19 protein-coding genes are annotated in these 19,263 nt (G+C 44.3%); 15 read left to right on the top strand and 4 right to left on the bottom strand.

Translation table 11 applies throughout. The features are described from left to right. Positions 1-9: 9 nt before the first annotated feature. Positions 10-576, bottom strand: a complete 567-nt coding sequence (gene ahpC / locus ACFQU8_RS03065) for an alkyl hydroperoxide reductase subunit C (RefSeq protein WP_382357700.1) — start codon at positions 574-576, stop codon at positions 10-12. Positions 577-811: 235 nt separating this feature from the next. Here ahpC and ACFQU8_RS03060 point away from each other — a divergent pair, with 235 nt between their 5' ends. The 9 genes from ACFQU8_RS03060 (at position 812) to ACFQU8_RS03025 (ending at position 8,621) form a co-directional block, all read left to right on the top strand. Further along, on the top strand, positions 812-1,990 hold the full coding sequence (locus ACFQU8_RS03060; protein ID WP_382357699.1) for a hydroxymethylglutaryl-CoA synthase: 1,179 nt from the start codon (positions 812-814) through the stop codon (positions 1,988-1,990). 244 nt (positions 1,991-2,234) lie between these two features. Continuing rightward, the gene (locus ACFQU8_RS03055; protein ID WP_382357698.1) at positions 2,235-3,224 is read left to right on the top strand and encodes an NAD(P)H-quinone oxidoreductase; all 990 of its coding nucleotides are present in this window, start codon (positions 2,235-2,237) and stop codon (positions 3,222-3,224) included. A gap of 74 nt (positions 3,225-3,298) precedes the next feature. Continuing rightward, on the top strand, positions 3,299-3,583 hold the full coding sequence (locus ACFQU8_RS14215; protein WP_449280296.1) for a WYL domain-containing protein: 285 nt from the start codon (positions 3,299-3,301) through the stop codon (positions 3,581-3,583). Between the two features lie 229 nt (positions 3,584-3,812). Then, positions 3,813-4,595, top strand: coding sequence for a transporter substrate-binding domain-containing protein (locus ACFQU8_RS03050; protein WP_382357697.1), 783 nt, complete (start codon positions 3,813-3,815; stop codon positions 4,593-4,595). A 117-nt stretch (positions 4,596-4,712) separates the two neighbouring features. After that, a complete protein-coding gene (locus ACFQU8_RS03045; protein WP_382357696.1) occupies positions 4,713-5,372 on the top strand; it encodes an amino acid ABC transporter permease in 660 nt (219 codons plus the stop codon). After that, positions 5,372-6,094, top strand: coding sequence for an amino acid ABC transporter ATP-binding protein (locus ACFQU8_RS03040; RefSeq protein WP_382357695.1), 723 nt, complete (start codon positions 5,372-5,374; stop codon positions 6,092-6,094). Before ACFQU8_RS03045 ends, ACFQU8_RS03040 begins: the two co-directional genes overlap by 1 nt. Before the next feature lie 288 nt (positions 6,095-6,382). Then, positions 6,383-6,913, top strand: a complete 531-nt coding sequence (ectA, locus tag ACFQU8_RS03035) for a diaminobutyrate acetyltransferase (RefSeq protein WP_382357694.1) — start codon at positions 6,383-6,385, stop codon at positions 6,911-6,913. Position 6,914: 1 nt separating this feature from the next. Then, complete coding sequence (ectB, locus tag ACFQU8_RS03030; protein WP_382357693.1) at positions 6,915-8,195, top strand: diaminobutyrate--2-oxoglutarate transaminase; 1,281 nt, start codon at positions 6,915-6,917, stop codon at positions 8,193-8,195. Between the two features lie 39 nt (positions 8,196-8,234). Continuing rightward, complete coding sequence (locus ACFQU8_RS03025; protein ID WP_382357692.1) at positions 8,235-8,621, top strand: ectoine synthase; 387 nt, start codon at positions 8,235-8,237, stop codon at positions 8,619-8,621. A gap of 59 nt (positions 8,622-8,680) precedes the next feature. Here the strand turns inward: ACFQU8_RS03025 and ACFQU8_RS03020 are convergent, their stop codons facing one another. Next, entirely contained in the window at positions 8,681-9,538 is an 858-nt protein-coding gene (locus tag ACFQU8_RS03020; RefSeq protein WP_382357691.1) for a GNAT family N-acetyltransferase, read from the bottom strand. 158 nt (positions 9,539-9,696) lie between these two features. On the opposite strand from ACFQU8_RS03020, the gene metA reads away from it, so the two are divergent. From metA to ACFQU8_RS03000, 4 genes are all read left to right on the top strand, one after another. Next, positions 9,697-10,614: a homoserine O-acetyltransferase MetA gene (metA, locus tag ACFQU8_RS03015; protein WP_382357690.1), complete on the top strand. Its 918-nt coding sequence runs from the start codon at positions 9,697-9,699 to the stop codon at positions 10,612-10,614. 160 nt (positions 10,615-10,774) lie between these two features. Beyond that, on the top strand, positions 10,775-11,974 hold the full coding sequence (locus tag ACFQU8_RS03010; RefSeq protein WP_382357689.1) for an exonuclease SbcCD subunit D: 1,200 nt from the start codon (positions 10,775-10,777) through the stop codon (positions 11,972-11,974). 22 nt (positions 11,975-11,996) lie between these two features. Continuing rightward, complete coding sequence (locus ACFQU8_RS03005; RefSeq protein WP_382357688.1) at positions 11,997-15,089, top strand: AAA family ATPase; 3,093 nt, start codon at positions 11,997-11,999, stop codon at positions 15,087-15,089. Positions 15,090-15,268: 179 nt separating this feature from the next. Then, entirely contained in the window at positions 15,269-16,942 is a 1,674-nt protein-coding gene (locus ACFQU8_RS03000; RefSeq protein WP_382357687.1) for an ABC1 kinase family protein, read from the top strand. 103 nt (positions 16,943-17,045) lie between these two features. On the opposite strand, the gene ACFQU8_RS02995 is transcribed toward ACFQU8_RS03000, so the two are convergent. Further along, positions 17,046-17,252: a twin-arginine translocase TatA/TatE family subunit gene (locus ACFQU8_RS02995; protein WP_382357686.1), complete on the bottom strand. Its 207-nt coding sequence runs from the start codon at positions 17,250-17,252 to the stop codon at positions 17,046-17,048. Positions 17,253-17,325: 73 nt separating this feature from the next. After that, positions 17,326-17,685, bottom strand: a complete 360-nt coding sequence (locus ACFQU8_RS02990) for a Lin0512 family protein (RefSeq protein WP_382357685.1) — start codon at positions 17,683-17,685, stop codon at positions 17,326-17,328. 266 nt (positions 17,686-17,951) lie between these two features. On the opposite strand from ACFQU8_RS02990, the gene ACFQU8_RS02985 reads away from it, so the two are divergent. Beyond that, positions 17,952-18,443: a QueT transporter family protein gene (locus ACFQU8_RS02985; RefSeq protein WP_382357684.1), complete on the top strand. Its 492-nt coding sequence runs from the start codon at positions 17,952-17,954 to the stop codon at positions 18,441-18,443. 65 nt (positions 18,444-18,508) lie between these two features. Then, positions 18,509-19,102, top strand: coding sequence for a DNA-3-methyladenine glycosylase (locus ACFQU8_RS02980; RefSeq protein ID WP_382357917.1), 594 nt, complete (start codon positions 18,509-18,511; stop codon positions 19,100-19,102). The last annotated feature ends 161 nt before the right edge of the window (positions 19,103-19,263 follow it).

Here is a 19,263-nt window from a genome sequence, read left to right as displayed (position 1 = left end):
TCGTACTCCTTAGATTTTACCTACGAGATCAAGGCTTGGTTCAAGCGTCTCGTCGCCTTCTTTCCATTTAGCTGGGCAAACTTCACCAGGGTTTTTCCGGACATATTGGGCAGCTTTGATTTTATCAATCAGCGTGCTCGCATCACGGCCGATGCCGTCAGCATTAATTTCCATAGTCTGAACAATACCATCCGGATCGATGATGAAGGTACCACGATCGGCAACGCCCTGATCTTCAATGAGAACATCGAAATTACGAGCGATTTGATGAGAAGGATCACCAATCATGGTGTATTCAATTTTGTTAATCGCTTCAGAATGATCATGCCATGCTTTGTGAACAAAATGGCTGTCAGTAGAAACAGAATAGACTTCTACGCCAAGTTCTTGCAGTTTAGCATATTGATCCTGCAAATCTTCAAGCTCAGTTGGGCAGACAAATGAGAAGTCCGCTGGATAAAAGCAAACAATACTCCAGTGCCCTTTTAGATTTTCTTCATTTACGTCGATAAAATCACTGCCTGGCTGATAAGCCTGAGCCTGGAATGGTTCTATTTCTTTGCCGATTAATGACATAGTATAGCCTCCTCAGTGTTGTTTGTAATTTTTATTACATAACTATTATTACATATATCTTAATTAATTTCAGCAGATGAAGCGTAAAATTTTGTGAACGGTGTCGACTATTAGGATTGACATAGACGTTTTAGTCTATACGTATTTAAAGTCAGTCGAAAATTGTTTAAGCTTTTGGCTACTATGTTATAATAAAATTATTTGCATCGAGTCTTAATGAAATAGGTGACGACTGTTGAAGATAGGAATTGATAAAGTTGGATTTTTTGCACCCCACTTATATTTGGATATGAGAAAATTGGCTGACAGCCGGGGGGTGGATCCGGATAAGTTTACGATCGGAATTGGTCAGGACAGAATGGCGATTGCTCCCATCACACAGGACGCGGTGACATTAGCTGCGAATGCCGCACTGAATATATTGACCGAAGCGGATAAACAGGCAATTGACTTTGTTATCTTTGGAACGGAGACGGGCGTTGATAATTCCAAGTCAGCAGCCGTTTATGTCCATGAACTGCTGGGACTCAATCCGTATGCCCGGGCGATTGAGGTGAAGCAGGCCTGCTACGGAGCAACAGCTGGTATTCAAATGGCTAAAGGGCATATTACACTGAATCCGGACAGTAAAGTGCTTGTGTTGGGGTCTGACATTGCACGATACGGCTTAAACACTGCAGGTGAGGCGACACAGGGAGCTGGCGCAGCAGCTATGCTGATCAGTGCTGACCCGCATATCCTGGCGCTGGAAGATGAGAGTGTCTACTTCACGTCTGACATTATGGATTTCTGGCGTCCGCTATATTCGGATAATGCTTTTGCAGATGGTAAATTGTCCAATGAGCAATACATAGCCTTCTTTTCGACTGTATGGGAAAAATACAGGGCAAAGACAGGGGTGACCCTGAATGATTTTGCTGCGATGTGCTATCATTTGCCATATACAAAACTGGGATACAAAGCCCTGAAAACGATTTTGGATGAGGTGTCCGAAGAAAAGCAGGAACAGCTGCTAGCCCGTTATGAGCAAAGCACTCGTTACAACCGGAATATCGGTAATATTTATACGGGGGCATTATATTTGAGTTTGTTGTCGTTGCTTGAGAACACAGATAATCTGCAAGCGGGTGACCGGATTGGCATGTTCAGTTATGGTTCAGGGGCTGTCGGTGAATTTTTTGCTGGTATACTGCAGCCTGGCTATCAGGATCATTTGTACACACAACAGCATCAGCAGCTGTTTTCCAGCCGATCTGAAGTGACGATTCCGGAATATGAGTCAATTTTTGAAAAGACACTCCCAAAAGACGGGTCAACAGTTGAACTGCCTGTCGCTAACGATCCCGCTGTGATTTGTCTGGCCGGTGTGGCTGAGGATAAACGGCACTATATTAATAAAGAGTCTGAACGTTAACGAACCGAGCGCGACTCATTTTATTTGTGTGCAGGAGACATGCTAATAATGGATGATATAATGAAAGCAACTGACCTGAAAACAAAACAATTTGATAAAGCATTGGATGATATCCTGGATTTGTTTAACAATTGCGTCCTGTATGACGGAGGATCGTGACGAATGATTATACAGGCTGTTCGCTTGTTTTCCCGGATAACGATCGTTAAACTGCAGTTATCGAGACAGGTCAGGAGGGGTCATGTTGAAAAGTGTTATCGTTAAGCAGAAGGAAGACGGAAATATATTGGCAACGACTGACAACCCGGCACCGGAAATGGGACCGGAGGATTTACTGGTTAAGGTGCATCATGCAGCAGTGAATCGGACCGATATCCTGAACAAAAAAGGGAAGGTAAATTACGCAGTCAATCCCATTTTGGGTGTCGAAGCTGCAGGAACGGTTGTCGATGCAAATGGCAGCCGGTCATTCTCTGAAGGTGACAGGGTGATGGGGCTTGTCAATGGCGGCGGATATGCCGAATATGCCGTGATGCCGGCTGATCGCGCGATGCCCATTCCTCAATCATTATCGTTTGCTGAAGCAGCTGCCATTCCGGAAGTTTTTCTCACAGCTTATCAAACACTGTTCTGGATTGCTGAATTAAAGTACCAGGAGACGGTCTTAATTCATGCAGGTGCCAGTGGTGTCGGGACTGCTGCTATTCAATTAGCTAAACAACTTCGTGATGCGCAGGTGATTGTGACAGCTGGTTCAGAGGAAAAACTGCAATTTTGCCGCGAACTTGGCGCAGATGTCCTGATTAATTATAAGGAACAATCATTTGCGGATGCTGTACAGGAAGCAACCAACGCACAAGGCGTGGATGTGATTCTTGATTTCGTCGGTGCCCGCTACTGGGACAAGAACCTGGCAAGCATTAAAGAAGGCGGCCGCTGGGTATTGATTGGTGTTCTCGGTGGCAGCGAGCTGTCAAGTGCCGATTTAATGCCGCTTATGTCTAAATACGTTCAGCTTACGGGGACGTTGCTGACGCCGAGAAGTGATGCTTATAAGGCTGAACTGAGCAAGGAATTTACCAGAGTGGTGACAAATGAGCTTGAGCGGGGCAGCATTCGCCCGGTTATTGACCGCATTTTTCCAATTGATGAGGCGAATGAAGCTCACGAGTATATGGAAACCAACAGCAATATCGGAAAGATCATTCTTGAGGTGATTTCCGGAGAAGCTTAACAGCACTTAGCGTTTAAAAAACCTTAAGGCCTGTGCGGCAGGTCTTAAGGTTTTTTATAATGATATGAGAACATATGTTTGATAACAGCTGGCGGTCATGTTACTTTGGGATCAAATGTTCTTGTGTAAAGGTGATGCTTATGAATCGTTTGCTGCAAAGGGCCGTACAAACTGGAAATAAGTTCGAAATCATTTATCTTGATGCCCGCAATCACGTGAGTCAGCGAATCATCCGTGTGCACGGCGTTCAAGGGACAGCAGTCACGGCGTTCTGTTTCACACGACGGCGAATCAGAACGTTCAAACAGGACAGAATTTTATCGATCAGACCTATCAGACATTGGGCTTATGGTGCATAAACTTATGGAAAAAGACAATTTTTACGACAGCAGCTTTTTATCTTTAATTTGATACCTGTCTCTCTCCTCTGCTATAGTACGTTCCTTTATCACTATTAAAAGTGATTGGCATGTTAACGCCCAGCCAATCATACGCTTGTATCAATATGCCAAAACATGCTGACAGGACACTGCAGGACATTTAATATAGTTTATTTGCGCGCGTAAATAAATGCATAGGAGGGCTTTTTTGTTAAAACAAGGACGCAAATGGCTCATTGCTGGTGTTGCAGGTATCGGGCTGATTAGCTTGCTGGGTGCTTGTGGTTCTGACGACTCGGAAGCTTCTGGTGAATTGAAGGACACGTATACAGTGGCCACTGACTCCTCGTTTGTTCCTTTTGAATTTGAAGAGGACGGTGAGTATGTCGGGTTTGATATCGATTTAATTAATGCTGTCGCTGATGAGGTCGGATTTGATATTGAATTGGAAGTAACGAATTTTGATGGTATCATTCCAGGTCTGCAGACAGGCTCGTTTGATATGGCGGTTGCCGGCATCGGGATCACTGACGAGCGCAAGAAGAAGATTGATTACAGTGACCCATATTATGAATCAGGTCTGGCTATTGGTGTGGCAGCTGACAATGAGTCGATTAATGGTCTTGGCGATCTTGAAGGTAAATCAATTGCGACACGCCTTGGTTCGACAAGTGCGGACTTTATCAAAAGCAGTATTGATGATGCTGATCCCCAGCAATATGAACAGCTGGACCAGGCCTATTTGTCTGTAGAAAACGGTCGTGATGATGCCGTTCTGTATGATGCTCCAAACGTTAATTATTATATTCAGACAACAGGCGACGATCTAAAAGTTGTCGGTGACTTATATCAAGCTGAAGATTATGCTATTGCAATATCTGAAGGACAGGAAAAGCTAGTGACTGCTGTTAATGACGCCCTGGAAACAATAAAGGAGAACGGTACTTATGATGAGATTTACGAAGAGTGGTTTGGCAAAAGTCCTGAATAAATAAGTGAAAACGTGTTTTTAAAACTGGAGCAAACTAAGACTTATCCCCCGCGCAGGAAGTAGTGATAGGTCTTAGTTTTTCTTATTTTGAAGCAAATTTTCAGAAGAGGTGGTCACATGATAGGAAGATTCAACTGGGCCGGGGTGGTTGATTTTTTACCGCAGCTGCTGACCGGACTGCTGTATACATTACTGATATCTGTTGTTGGCCTTGTTATCGGATTTATATTAGGCGGTTTATTTGGAATGGGACGGATTGCGGCTAACAAGTTCGTACGGAGTGTTTCGGTCGTGTTCATCGAAGTGATACGCGGAACGCCTGTTCTTGTTCAGGCTATTTGGATTTACTACGCTCTGCCGCTCATTATTGGTTTTGAGTTAGGTTCTGTTACAGCCGGTATTATTGTTATTGCACTGAATTCAGGTGCCTATATTGCAGAAATTGTGCGCGGTGCTGTGCAGTCGATTGATCCTGGTCAAATGGAGGCGGGACGTTCACTCGGACTTAATCATGGCCAGGCAATGCGTCATATTATCTGGCCACAGGCATTCAAGCGAATGATTCCTCCCCTTGGGAACCAGTTCATCATTAGTATTAAGGATACCTCACTTCTTTCAGTTATTCTTGTTCCAGAGCTGATTTTTCAGGGGCGTCTGATTGCCGCCAACCATTTTAATGCGGTGGAAATTTATACAACGGTAGCTGTCTTCTACCTAGCGGTTACACTGACATTGTCTTTTATTTTACAGCGAACTGAAAGGAGACTGGATATCTAATGATTCAGGTTACTGATCTGCATAAATCATTCGGGAACACTGACGTTTTAAAGGGAATTAATTGCGGGATTGATCCGTCAGAAGTTGTCTGTGTGATCGGCCCAAGTGGATCCGGGAAAAGCACATTTCTGCGCTGTTTAAATTTGCTGGAGTCCATTACGGCTGGTGAGGTTGTAGTAGATGGGCGCAGTTTGGCGGATCCGGCAACCGACATTAATCACGTCCGGGCTGAAGTGGGGATGGTTTTTCAGCAATTCAATCTTTTTCCGCATAAAAAAGTGATTGAAAATCTGATGCTTGCGCCTGTAAAAATACGCAAAATCAGTGAAAAAGAAGCACGTGAAAGGTGTCTGACGTTGCTGGAGAAGGTTGGTCTGGCCGACAAAGCTGACCAATATCCACAGCAATTGTCCGGCGGCCAGCAGCAGCGGGTTGCTATTGCAAGAGCATTGGCAATGGAGCCGAAAATGATGCTGTTTGATGAACCAACATCTGCATTGGATCCTGAATTAGTTGGTGAAGTGCTGGCTGTGATGAAACAGCTGGCAAACGAAGGTATGACGATGTTTGTTGTCACCCATGAAATGGGATTTGCCCGGGAAGTAGGTGACCGGGTCCTGTTTATGGACGATGGCATGATCGTTGAAGAGGGTATACCAGAAAAGATTTTTTCTGATCCGCAGTTAGAACGCACACAGGAATTTTTAAATAAAATTTTATAGCAATAGATGCTGAATTCGCCAAATAATGCTTGCTGCCAGTCTTCATGAAGATTGCCTGAGCAATGTGGCATCCTGCTGAAATTGAAAACGTCCGTTTATTTCCAACAATATGGGAGCATTTTTTACCTTAAGCCACTTATGTGCTCTTAGTGATAAGCCATTATGTTTAAACAACCGTCATGCTGATTAAACAGCTTTGACGCCTGCCGCTTTTTTGTTTATTCTTAATAGGAATGCTTTTTCAAAAAATTTGGAGGTGGAAGCATCTTAAACAGTAGTGATCAAGGCATGACTGTTACGAAGGAAAAGGAAGTGGATTTGGGTTTTCGCAAGCCCAGCAAGGAAGATGGAGCAAGCGTCTGGGAACTTATTAATCAGACGGGAGTTCTGGATCTTAATTCTTCCTACAGTTACCTCATGTGGTGCGAAATTTTTTCGGAGACATCTGTGGTGGTGGAACGTGATGAGAAGATTGTGGGCTTTATTTCGGGGTTTATTCATCCCGATGAGCCGGAGACATTATTCATCTGGCAAGTTGCTGTAGATGAATCGGAACGCGGCAGCGGCCTGGCTACACGCATGCTGTACCAGCTGCTTAAACGCGAAGGATGTGAAGAGGTCAATCACGTCGAGGCAACGGTCTCACCGTCGAACATCGCTTCTCAGCAGCTGTTTAAAGGACTTGCGAAAAAACTGCGTACCAAATGTTTAATTCATGACTACTTTACAGCCAATGATTTTCCGCGAGAAGGTCATGAGGATGAACGCTTGTTTAAGATCGGACCAATTCAAAAAGACAAAATAGAAGTGGAAGGGTGAAATGGTGACAACAACAGTAACTGAAACTGACAAAATGAAGTCGTTTGAAGAACTGGAGTCAACCGTCAGAAGTTACAGCCGGGGCTGGCCGACTGTTTTTGCAAAAGCGAAAGGCTATAAAATCTGGGATACAGACGATAACGAGTATATTGATTTTTTCGCAGGTGCTGGTGTCCTGAACTATGGACATAACGATGACAGCATGCAGGAAAAAATGATTGACTATATTCGAAATAACGGTATTCTTCATAGTCTTGATATGGGATCAACATCACGGAAGGAATTCCTGGAACGATTCAAGGAGGTTATTCTTGAACCCCGGAATCTTGACTATAAAGTTATGTTTCCCGGACCGACCGGAACGAATTCGGTGGAAAGTGCCCTAAAAATTGCCCGGAAAGTGACAGGGCGCGATACGGTCATCAGCTTTACAAACGCATTTCACGGTATGACGATTGGTTCGTTGTCTGTGACGGCCAATTCGTTTAAGCGCCACGGCGCCGGTATTCCGTTGCACCATGCTGTATCGATGCCCTTTGATAATTATATGGAAGATCAGGACTCAATCGCTTATCTGGAGCGGTTTTTGGAAGATGGGGGGAGCGGTGTAGCTCTTCCAGCAGCTATCATTCTGGAAACAGTCCAGGGTGAAGGCGGTATTAATGCGGCAAGAATGGACTGGTTGAAAAAAGTTGAAGAACTTTGTAAACGCTGGGACATATTGCTGATTATTGATGATGTTCAGGCAGGGTGCGGCCGAACAGGCACATTCTTCAGTTTTGAACCGGCCGGCATTGACCCGGACATTGTCTGCTTATCAAAATCAATTGGCGGTGCCGGTTTGCCAATGGCTCTGACACTGATCAAGCCAGAATTTGATCAATGGGGCCCTGGCGAGCATAATGGTACATTCCGCGGCAACAATCTGGCGTTCATCGGTGCCATTGAGGCTCTCGATTACTGGAAGACAGATGACTTCAGCCATGCAATTAAGGAAAAAGGATCTAGCCTGCACAAGGGAATTCAAGCGATTATTGACAAGTATCCTGAACTTAAAGCAACGCATCGCGGAAGAGGTCTTATGCAGGGGATCGCTGTTGCAAAGCCTGAACTGACGGATGTCATTTGTTCTGAAGCATTTCAGCGCGGTCTGATTATTGAAACGTCCGGGCCGCAGGATGAGGTTATTAAATTCCTCCCTCCGCTAATCATAGACGAAAAGGGTCTTCAGCAGGGTCTGAGCATCTTAGATGAGAGCATTAAAGCAGCCCTGAACCCATAAATACAGCAGGTGAAATCGAACTAAAGGAGGCACTATTAAATGATTGTCAAATCACTGAATGATTTGGTTGGCACCGATGATGAAACGTCTGATGAAAACTGGTCAAGCCGCCGGTTCATACTGAAACAAGACGGTGTCGGCTTCAGTATGAATGATACAATTATTAAAGCGGGCACTGAAAATTATTTCTGGTATAAGAATCACATCGAAGCGGTTTATTGTATTGAAGGCGAGGGCACAATCGAAAAGGTGCAGACTGGTGATGTTTATGACATTAAGCCAGGCACGATGTATCTTTTAGATGAACACGATAAGCATATTTTGCGTGCAACGTCGCAAATGCGTATGATCTGTGTGTTTAATCCGCCACTAGTCGGAAGAGAAACACATAATGAAGAAGGCTATTACCCGTTGTTAACGGAGTAAACGATAAGCTTCCAAAGGCCGGAGCAGTTTAATACTGCTCCGGGCTTTTTTTGTTCAGGCTATGTTACAGGCATACCATGTAAGATCCACGGTGCAGATAATTGGAATGGATGATTGTCCGGGAGCGTCTGAATGTTATCCTTCGTTAAATCTATCCATATGTAGGCAGTTTCATTTGTGTGCTGTTTCAGCTTCACATAGTCATGCCTGATTGTTTCCCACAAGCCTGGCTGAGAAGTGACATCCCGCCACGGGTAAACGACATGTAACAGATGATATTTTTTACGATCGTATTTTGTGATCACAAACCGTGTGCGATCATCGTTCTCATAAAAAGACCATTGGTTTAGGATATCATTTGAAAATAAATCGTCTGATGCGGGAAACGGATAAAAGCATTCATATGGAAAAATCGCTCCGGTTTGGATGTAAAGCTTGTCAATCCATTCGCGTTTGCGCGCTAAACGTGTGATAGGCTGCCAGGAATGAGAGCCTGATTCCAGAACGGTTGTATCCTCTGCCGTTGCACCATACAGCGGTAGGTATGGTGCCAGATTAAGGCGTTTTAATAGACGCCGGGCCGGTACATTATCTTCCTCTGTATTTGCTCCGATCCACCGAATGCCGGAAAGTTTCTGTGCCTCCTTCAAAACATAAGTTACTAATTCGGTCGCATAGCCGTTTCCACTGAATCGCTGGTCACTTCTTAGCCGTCCGAGCATTGCATAATGCTTGGCATAAATGGAATAGCCGCACAGGACGATCATTCGGCCATCTAGGAATAAACCGTATAAGCGATTGTCGCCTGTCGTAAGATCAGCAAAGATAGATGAAATATAGTCAGAATCCATACCGGTTTCCATAGCATCAAAGTATGAAAAATCGTTACTGCTTAGCAGGCGGATATCTTTGATCAAAGTGTCACACCCCTTTCTAATGACAGGTTACCATGCTTGATATGCCTGGAAAACTTGTTCGATTGTTTAATAAATATTCTGTGAAATGATTGTGATTTTCACCATCTGCTTTTATAATGGAAAGAACTTAATCGTGTAAATTAAAGGAGTGGTGACGGTTGCCGATCAATGTTTCAAAAGAATTGCCTGCGAGTGACGCATTAAAGCAGGAAAATATCTTTGTTATGGATGAAGACAGGGCTCAGACGCAGGATATCCGCCCTCTTAATATATTAATTTTAAATCTTATGCCGGAAAAAGAACGCACGGAACTGCAACTGCTCCGTTTGCTGGGCAATACACCGCTGCAGGTTAATATCTGTTTTCTGCAAACGGCAACACACCAGCCGACACATACAAGCGCCTATCATTTGGATAATTTTTATACGACATTTAACGATATAAAAACGCAACGGTTTGACGGATTGATCATTACAGGTGCTCCAGTGGAACAATTAGCCTTTGAAGATGTTACTTATTGGAATGAGCTCACAACAATTATGGACTGGGCCGAAAACAATGTAACGTCTGTCCTGCATATTTGCTGGGGTGCCCAGGCAAGTCTGTATTATCATTATGGCATTAGCAAATATGATCTGCCCGAGAAGTATGTTGGTATTTATAAGCACTATGTTCAAGATACGCGTGTGAAACTTATGCATGGCTTTGATGATATTTTCCATGCCCCACATTCACGATTTACCGGGGTGTCCAAACAAGCTGTTGAAGCCCATACCAATTTGACATTACTGGCAGCGTCTGAGGATGGGGCACCGTTTATCATCATATCTGACGATGCCCAAAACATTATGGTCACGGGTCATCTGGAGTATGATGCGACCACGCTTCGTGAGGAATATGAACGTGACCGGGCAAAAGGGGCAGCGACGCCATTGCCGGAAAATTATTTTCCCAATGATAATATAAATGAACAACCGCCGCATATGTGGCGTTCACACAGCCATTTATTATTCGCCAACTGGTTAAATTATTATGTTTATCAGGAAACGCCTTATGAATGGCATCAGAAAACGTGAAGTGACACTGCAGACCTTGTTTCAGGGTTTGCAGCTTTTTAATATAGACAAGTGCGAAAGATGATACCGTGGTTGCATATTATTTTTCACTTATTCACACGAGCAATGCTTTTTGTACTATAATAGATGATAAGAATGATTGATCGGAGGAGACAAGCCTATGAAACTATTCCATACGGCGGACTGGCATTTGGGTAAGCTCGTCCAGGGCGTGTACATGACAGGGGACCAGCGTTATGTGCTGGATCAGCTGTTGCAGGCCATTAAAGATGAAAAGCCTGATGCTGTGATTGTTGCTGGTGATTTATATGATCGTGCTGTACCGCCGACTGAAGCGGTGCATCTGCTGGATGATGTTTTAAGCAAAATTGTTCTTGACTTAGAAACACCTGTCCTGGCAGTGGCAGGCAATCATGACAGTCCGAGCCGTCTCAACTTCGGAACCACGATTATGAAACAGCATGGATTGCATATAGCAGGAACATTTACCGGAATTCCGGATCCCGTTAGTTTAAACGATGAACATGGACCGGTTCACTTCCATCTGATGCCCTACTGTGATCCGAGTATTGTCCGCACAAACCTGGAGGACGAAAGCATCCGTACCCATAACGACGCAACGGCGCGGGTTGTAAATGATCTCCAAGCGCAAATGGATCCAAATGCACGTCATGTTTACGTAGGCCACGCGTTTGTCACCCCCTACGGCGAGGAAGAAGAGAATACGAGTGATTCTGAGCGGCCGCTTTCAATTGGCGGAGCTGAGTACGTGGCTTCGCGTCTCTTTGCACCTTTTGATTATACAGCGCTTGGCCACTTGCACCATGCGCATCATGTTGCTCATGAAACGGTGCGGTATTCGGGTTCGATTCTCAAATATTCTATCTCTGAGGAGAATCAGTCAAAAGGTTTTTCCATTGTGGAGCTGGATGCTGACGGTCAGGTATCAATCGACAAACGCACCTTTATACCCGAGCGCGAGATGCGAACCGTTGAGGCGACGATGGATAACTTGCTGATGCATCCAGTTAATGATGACTATGTATTTGTCCGGCTGCTGGATCAGGCGCCTGTTCTATCACCTATGGAACGGATTAGATCTGTTTATCCCAATGCCATGCATGTGGAACGGAAAAACGACGGCTTTTCTGCGGTGACGGCAGATCAGCAACCGTCAGTGAACCGCAGCGATATGAGCACTGTGGATCTTTTTAGATCTTTTTATAAAGAAGTGAAAGGAACCGATGCCGGTGAGGAGACAGAAGCTATTTTTAAAGAAGCTTTAGACGACTTGCTGCAGACTGAAGATGATACCGGAATAGTCGGTCATTCTAACGAAAGGCTGACGGAGCAGACTTGACACAGAAAAGGGGAGACGCCGCTTGAAACCACTGACATTAACCATGACGGCATTCGGTCCGTATAAATCAACCGAAACCGTTGATTTCACTCAACTTAATCAGCATCGTCTGTTCATTATTTCAGGGAATACCGGTGCAGGCAAGACAACCATTTTTGATGGTATCTGTTTTGCTTTGTATGGAAGCGCCAGCGGATCGGACCGGGAAGATTATCGGATGCTCCGCAGTGATTTTGCTGATGATGATACACATACATCTGTTGAATTGACATTTTCCTTAAATGGTCACTATTATCGTATCCTGCGCCAGCTGGGGCATGTGAAGCAGGGCAATAAAACGCGGACTGGTGAGCGGTATGAGTTTTATGAACAAGTGGACGGAGCAGAATTCCCCTGTGTTGATCGGCAGATGGTCTCCGAAATCAATCAAAAAGTTGAAACACTTATTGGGCTTTCTCAGGATCAGTTCAAACAGATTGTCATGCTCCCACAAGGTGAATTCCGCAAACTATTAACCTCCGAAACAGAAAACAAAGAAGCTATTTTACGGCGGATTTTTAAAACGGAATCATATCAGCAATTAAACGACCGGCTTAAACAGAAAAAAGACACTATCCAGCAGACATTCTTGCAGGAAAAACAAATGCGCGATCATTATATTCAGACGATTTCTGCTTCACTGCCACAACGAGACAATTCGTTGCTGTTTCAGGTGCTCGCTGAGACGTATTATAATGTCAATCAGATCGTGGAGGGTCTGGATGAAGAGATTCAATTTTACCAGTATCAGATGGCAGCTGATCAGAAAAGGTACGAACAAGCCTATACAGCTCATCATAAGAAACAATCTGAATACCATACTGCAAAGGCCTTGAACGACCGCTTTCAGGAGCTGGAGCAGAAAAAAGCTGAACTGGCCGAATTGCAAGAGCAAACTTCAGCTATGAAAGTTCAGGAACAGAAACTTGAAGCGGCGGAGAAGGCCAGCCATCTCGAGCCATATGAAAAACAAACTGCTGACTGGCGGAAAGACGAGCAGGACAAGATGCAGGCTCTTGAACAGGCCCAGACTCGGAGTCAACAGGCTGAAACGCAGTTGGAACAAGCCAGGACTGTTTATAACCGTGAGGCAGACAACGAGACAAAACGCGAGGAAGTACGCAAGAAGCTGGACCGGCTGCAGGAGTTTTTGCCTGTGGTTCAGGAAATTGATGAGCGCAAACAGCAAGTGGAACGTTTGAAAAAGCAGGCCCAGCAGGCATCTGCTGACTTAGACCAGATGACCAAACAGGTGGAAGCAAAAAATTTATCAATTGAAAACGTGACGAAAACCATTCAAGAGATGGATCAGGCAGTCAGTCAATTACCGGAAAAACAGCAAGCATTGAACGATAAGCGCGATCAAATAAAGCTCGTTATGCAGTTTCTCGACTTGGAACAAACTCAGGCACAGCTGGACCGGGATGTGAAAACCTGCGAAGCTGCTTATCGTCATAAGAAAGAGCAGTATAACCGGCTGGAACAGGATTGGATGCACAATCAGGCGAGCGTTCTGGCTGCCCAGCTCCATGATGGTGAGGCATGTCCTGTGTGCGGCAGTCTTGAGCACCCGAATAAAGCGGACGGAAAAGGGGGAGCTGTGACCCAGGAGAAGCTCACTGCTTTGAAGCAGGAACTGGATAATCAAGACCGTGCATATCGTGACGCTGTAACCACGCAAAAATCCAACAGGATGCAGCTTGAGGACAAGCAGGAGACGCTCCAGCAATACCACATTCAGCCAGAAAATGCTTCTTCGGTGAAAGATACGCTGGAAACACAGGGGAAGCAGCTGAAACAGGACGTCGATGAACGTCTCAAGCAACAGGAAAAACTTCAGCAGGCTAAACAAACTTATACGAACGAAATTGAAGCAAAAAAACAGTTAGAGACAAAAAAAGAAGAGCTGGATAAATACCGGCAGGAACAAGAGACAGCCTATGAAAAGAAGAAGACTGCCTATGAAGAACAGATTAGCCGCATTCCCGAAGAAGTTCGTGTGTTATCGGAGCTGCAAAGACAAATTAATGAGCTAACGGCGCAGCAAACACGTTTGGAAAAAGCCTGGGAAGATGCACAGACACAGCTCCAGCAGGCAAAGGATGACGCGACAAAAGCAGCAGCTAATCTGACACATACGCAGTCGCAGCTCACAGAAACACAGCGCAGGCGGGAACAAGCGGAAACAGCTTTTCACACAGCCGTTGCGGATGCCGGTTTTGCATCTGAAGACACGTACCAAAAGGCTAAACTTTCAGAAGCTGACCGTTCAGAGTTAAAAACATCGATTCAGCAATTTAACGAAAAATTGTCAGCACTGAAACAAGTCGTCAGTGATTTGCAGGAGTCACTAAAAGGCAAACAAAAAGCCGATTTAGCTGTCATACAAACAGCGCTTGAGCAATGGAAAGAGGCCTATGAATCAGCGTTGAAGCAATTAAACATGTCCAAAGGCTATCATGAGGAAGCTGTGGATTTGCGAACACATATTGCAGAGACACATGAGCAGGTCGCTGCACGTGAGAAAGAATTGGCCACCGTCACGGATTTATATGATATACTGCGGGGACAAAACGAGGAAAAAATTTCATTTGAACGCTATTTGCAAATCGAATATCTGGAGCGGATCATTAAAGCAGCTAACGGGCGACTGAAAGGGCTGACAAACGGTCAATTTCAGTTGATGCGCAGTGACCGTCAGGAAACCCATGGCAGACAAAGTGGTCTCGCACTCGATATCTATGATGCTTATACAGGACAGACACGTGATGTCAAGACCTTATCAGGCGGTGAGAAGTTTAATGCCTCCTTATGTCTGGCACTGGGTATGTCGGATGTTATCCAGAGTTTTCAAGGAAGTGTTTCGATTGAAACGATGTTTATCGATGAAGGGTTTGGCTCGCTCGATGACGAATCGCTGAATAAAGCGATTGAAACATTAATTGATCTGCAGAGATCTGGTCGAATTATTGGTGTGATTTCCCATGTTGAGGATTTGAAAACCATGTTTCCTGCACGCCTGGATGTACTCAAAACGAAAGAAGGCTACAGCCGGACCGCGATCACGGTGACATAGCATGGTGTTACTTTTGCAGTCTTGTGCGAAAAAGCGATCATGATCTCATTCCGGCGGATCTGCTCGCTCGATTCGTCAGAGTATCCGACAAGTTCTGTGTTTAAACGTTCAGCCTTAGGGAAAGGGTTGACTGTCTAACTCATGTGACACGATGATTTAAAAACGGGAGTTGGTGTAAAATGCTTGGAAAAGGCCTTCGACATACAAGGCGTTACCGGGAAATTATCAACGCACTGATTAAGCATGGGTTTGGTTATTTTCTGTCGCAAATTGGATTGACAGACCGCGGTACGGTGAAAAAGAAAGGCTCCACAGAAGAAAATAAGAACATGAGAAGTATGGGCAAACAGCTGCGGCTCACCCTGCAGGAGCTTGGACCAACAGCTATTAAGCTTGGGCAGATTGCGAGCACCCGCTATGACACGCTGCCTGAAGAAATTACTGCTGAACTCGAGAAGCTGCAGGATCATGCTCCCATTATCGATTTTGCGAACGTGCAGAATACGATTGAATCTGAATTTGATGACAGTCTGGATCATTTATTTACATTCATCAGCAGTGCCCCTCTGGCCACCGCCTCTATTGGTCAAGTGCACGCCGCACAGCTTTTAACAGGCGAAGATGTGGCTGTTAAAGTGCAGCGTCCGGGTCTTAAGCCTCAGATGGAAACAGATTTGGAAATTGTCGCTGGGATTGCTCGTCTGCTGGAAGAACGGATGGCTTGGGCCCAGCATTACCGGCTTACGGATATCGTGGATGAGCTTGCTATGACGCTGCGAAATGAACTTGATTACCTCATTGAGGGGCGTAATGCTGAACATCTGGCCGAACAGTCAGGACATCATATATACACGAAATTTCCGGAAATCTATTGGGATTTCACAACCGAAAAAGTGCTCACAATGGAAAATATAAGCGGTATTAAAGTCTCGGAAATTGAGGAACTCGATGAGAAGGGTTATGATCGCAAGTTAATTGCGAAACGTCTGTCAGATGCCATGCTGCGGCAAATTCTTGATTATGGTTTCTTTCATGCTGACCCGCATTCAGGCAATATTTTCGTTATGCCGCAAAATACCATAGCGTTTCTGGATTTTGGTGAGACAGCGCGGATTAGTGAAAAACTGAAACGGCATTTCGCAGCAATCATTGTGAACTTGTATCAAGGTGAGACAGATGCAATGATTAAGACCTTTACCAAAATGGATATCATAGAGGAGGATACCGATACCGAAGCGCTGAAACGTGATCTTGATCAGCTGCACCAGCGATATGAAAATGTCAAAGTTCGCAATCTCAGTCTGGGTCAGATTATTACAGGGATTTTTAGTGTTGTTAACCATCATCACATTAAAATCCCGACCGAAATTGTTATGATCAGTAAAGCTGTACTGACCCTTGAAGGTGTGCTGGGACGACTTGATCCAGCGTTCAGTTTAATGCGGGCGGCTGAACCTTATGCCCGCAAATTGCTGCAAAAGCGGTATCATCCTCGTGAACTTTTAAGAAATTCTCTGGCTGAAATTGGGGAGAATATCGATATTCTAACGGACATGCCCAGAGATTTGAAAGATGTGATGACGGCTGTCAAACGAGGCCGAATTGGTCTGGACATTAATGTTAAACACGTCAGCCAAATCATGCGTCGTCTTGATAAGATTACAAATCGTATTACATTCAGTATTTTAATGCTTGCTTTCAGCATTATTATGGCGGGCCTGATTATTGGGTATGCCGTTCTTGGTAAAAGCACGATTATCTGGGATTTGCCGATTATAGAAATTGGTGCTGTTGTGGCTATGCTCATGTTTATTCTCATGGTTATCATGATTATTCGGTCCAACCGCATGTAGCCGGGACTTAATGTTTGAGCATAAAAAGAACTGTTCCAAGTTATTATGGAACAGTTCTTTTATATGGTCAATTCTGCTTGATCGTATCAGTACAAAGGCAGTCTTAACTGTCAGTTTTCTCCTTCTCCTGCTGGTCTGCAGGAGACCGGCTATCGTCATCTGTAACCAAATCACCAGCAGACTGTTTAAATTCACGCAGTGTCTGTCCTGATGCTTTACCGATTTCAGGCAATTTTTTCGGTCCAAAAATGATCAGTGCAAGAACAACAATCAGAATCAGACCGGGTATACCGATATTAGCTATTCCCATAAGGATTCACCTCTTTTAAACAGTTAATACTATAATTCCCTGGAAACGCCAAAATATACATAAAGACTGTTCACTAGCAGCCAACTTCCACTACAGCATTCACAATATACATGACATCATTTTTGTCCTGCTGGTCTTCTAAATAAATGCCGCTTGTTGTTGCCATACCACCGTTCATGATATTAACAGTCACATCTCCATATGGAATGAGTGTTTTGATTTTAGCTGCATCCAATTGATCCTGGTCCTCAGGAATCGCAAGTTTGACAGTGATTTGCATGTTATCAAGGTTCTGATCTGGCAGCATGTTTTTGATACCGGGCATGGAGTTGTAATGGATGGCATTGACTACAGCCCGTTCTGATGCAACATTGACGTCCTGGCCATGCACATCGATACCCATACCTGTTTCAATGAATAAAATGGTCTCCATTAATTTAGCCTCCTGGAAGTAAGCTTGTTAGTCAAATGCAATTGTAGCCACTTTTAGCATCTATTCAAACTAAAAGCATTCATTTTAAGGTTTGGCAGTCATAACTTACGGGAAATTTAACCATTTACTTCTGGGCTGGATGGACAAATGACTTAGATGCACTATACATGGTCACAACTTTCAGGTATAATAGATTCGCTTTGAAGGATTTCTTCAAACCGTGGTTCGAAACCATCCCACGTCACAAAAACTAAGGAGTGACCAACGTGACTATTAAAACACTAGTCACCAATGCGCTTGTGGCCTCAGCATATGTCGCGGTGTCATTGGTTGCAGCACCTATTGCCTTCGGAAGCATTCAGTTTCGCATTCCTGAGATCTTTAATCACCTCGTGATATTCAACAAAAAGTATTTTTTCGGGATTGTACTGGGTGTCCTCTTGACTAATTTGTTCTCGCCAACGGGTATTTATGATTTAACATTCGGTGTAGCCCACACAGCACTGTCTCTTAGTATCGTTATATTTTTGGCCAAATTTATAAAACATAAGTGGACCCTGTTTATCATCAACACAATTGTTTTCACATTTATGATGTTTATCATAGCGTTTGAACTTTATCTGGCTGCTGACTTGCCATTTTTGTTCACCTGGCTGACATTGGCTTTAGGGGAATTTGGTATTATGGCAATTGGGATGCCAATTATGCATGCATTAAATAAGAAGCTGAATTTTAATTATCTGCTGGAAAAACGCTAACGTTATTTAGTGGATCAAAATTCATGTACAACCCAGACACAGGTGAAAGGGTGCTTAATCGGGATATGAGACCAAAATCACTGCCTTTATCATTTTATAGCGAGCCAACTCTTCAGCTGGCACAATCACTGCTGGGTCATATGCTGCTGAAGGAAACTGAAGAGGGACTGACTGGTGGCTATATTGTGGAAACAGAAGCATATTTAGGACCCAATGATCGGGCGGCACACAGTTTTAATCATCGCCGTACAAAACGTACCGAGATTATGTTTGGTGAAGCCGGCTATGTTTATACGTATACAATGCATACCCATTGTCTTTTAAATATAGTGAGCGGCGGCACTGATGAACCGGAAGCTGTATTGATCCGGGCTGTGGAACCTTATTATGGGCAAGATCTCATAGCACAGCGGCGGTCAAAGATTACGAAGAAAAAACATTGGACAAATGGTCCTGGTAAATTAACCAAAGCACTCAATATTACGATGGATGATTATGGACATAAACTCGATCAGCATCCACTCTGGATTGCTCGTGGAAAAAGTCTGGATGCAGCTGATATTGCTTCGGGACCGCGGATTGGCATTCAAAATAGCGGCGAAGCCAAAGCGTATCCATGGCGTTTTTGGGAATACTTGAATACTTTTGTGTCCAAGTGACAATGTTAAATGCACGGCATCTTAAATCAGAATGATAAGCATTTTTAATACACGTTATCAGCACGCAGCTTCTGAGCATCATGAAAGGAAGTTTGCGTGCTTTTATTTTAAATTGTTTTTTAACTGACAAATGCGCGCTTGCGCTGGATTTAAGAGTGCCA

This window comes from Lentibacillus kimchii (assembly GCF_042666895.1).
In the GTDB taxonomy this organism is placed as follows: Bacteria; Bacillota; Bacilli; order Bacillales; family Amphibacillaceae; genus Lentibacillus; species Lentibacillus kimchii.
Note: the sequence above shows the minus strand (reverse complement) of the source record. Positions and strands in the feature narration are given on the sequence as shown.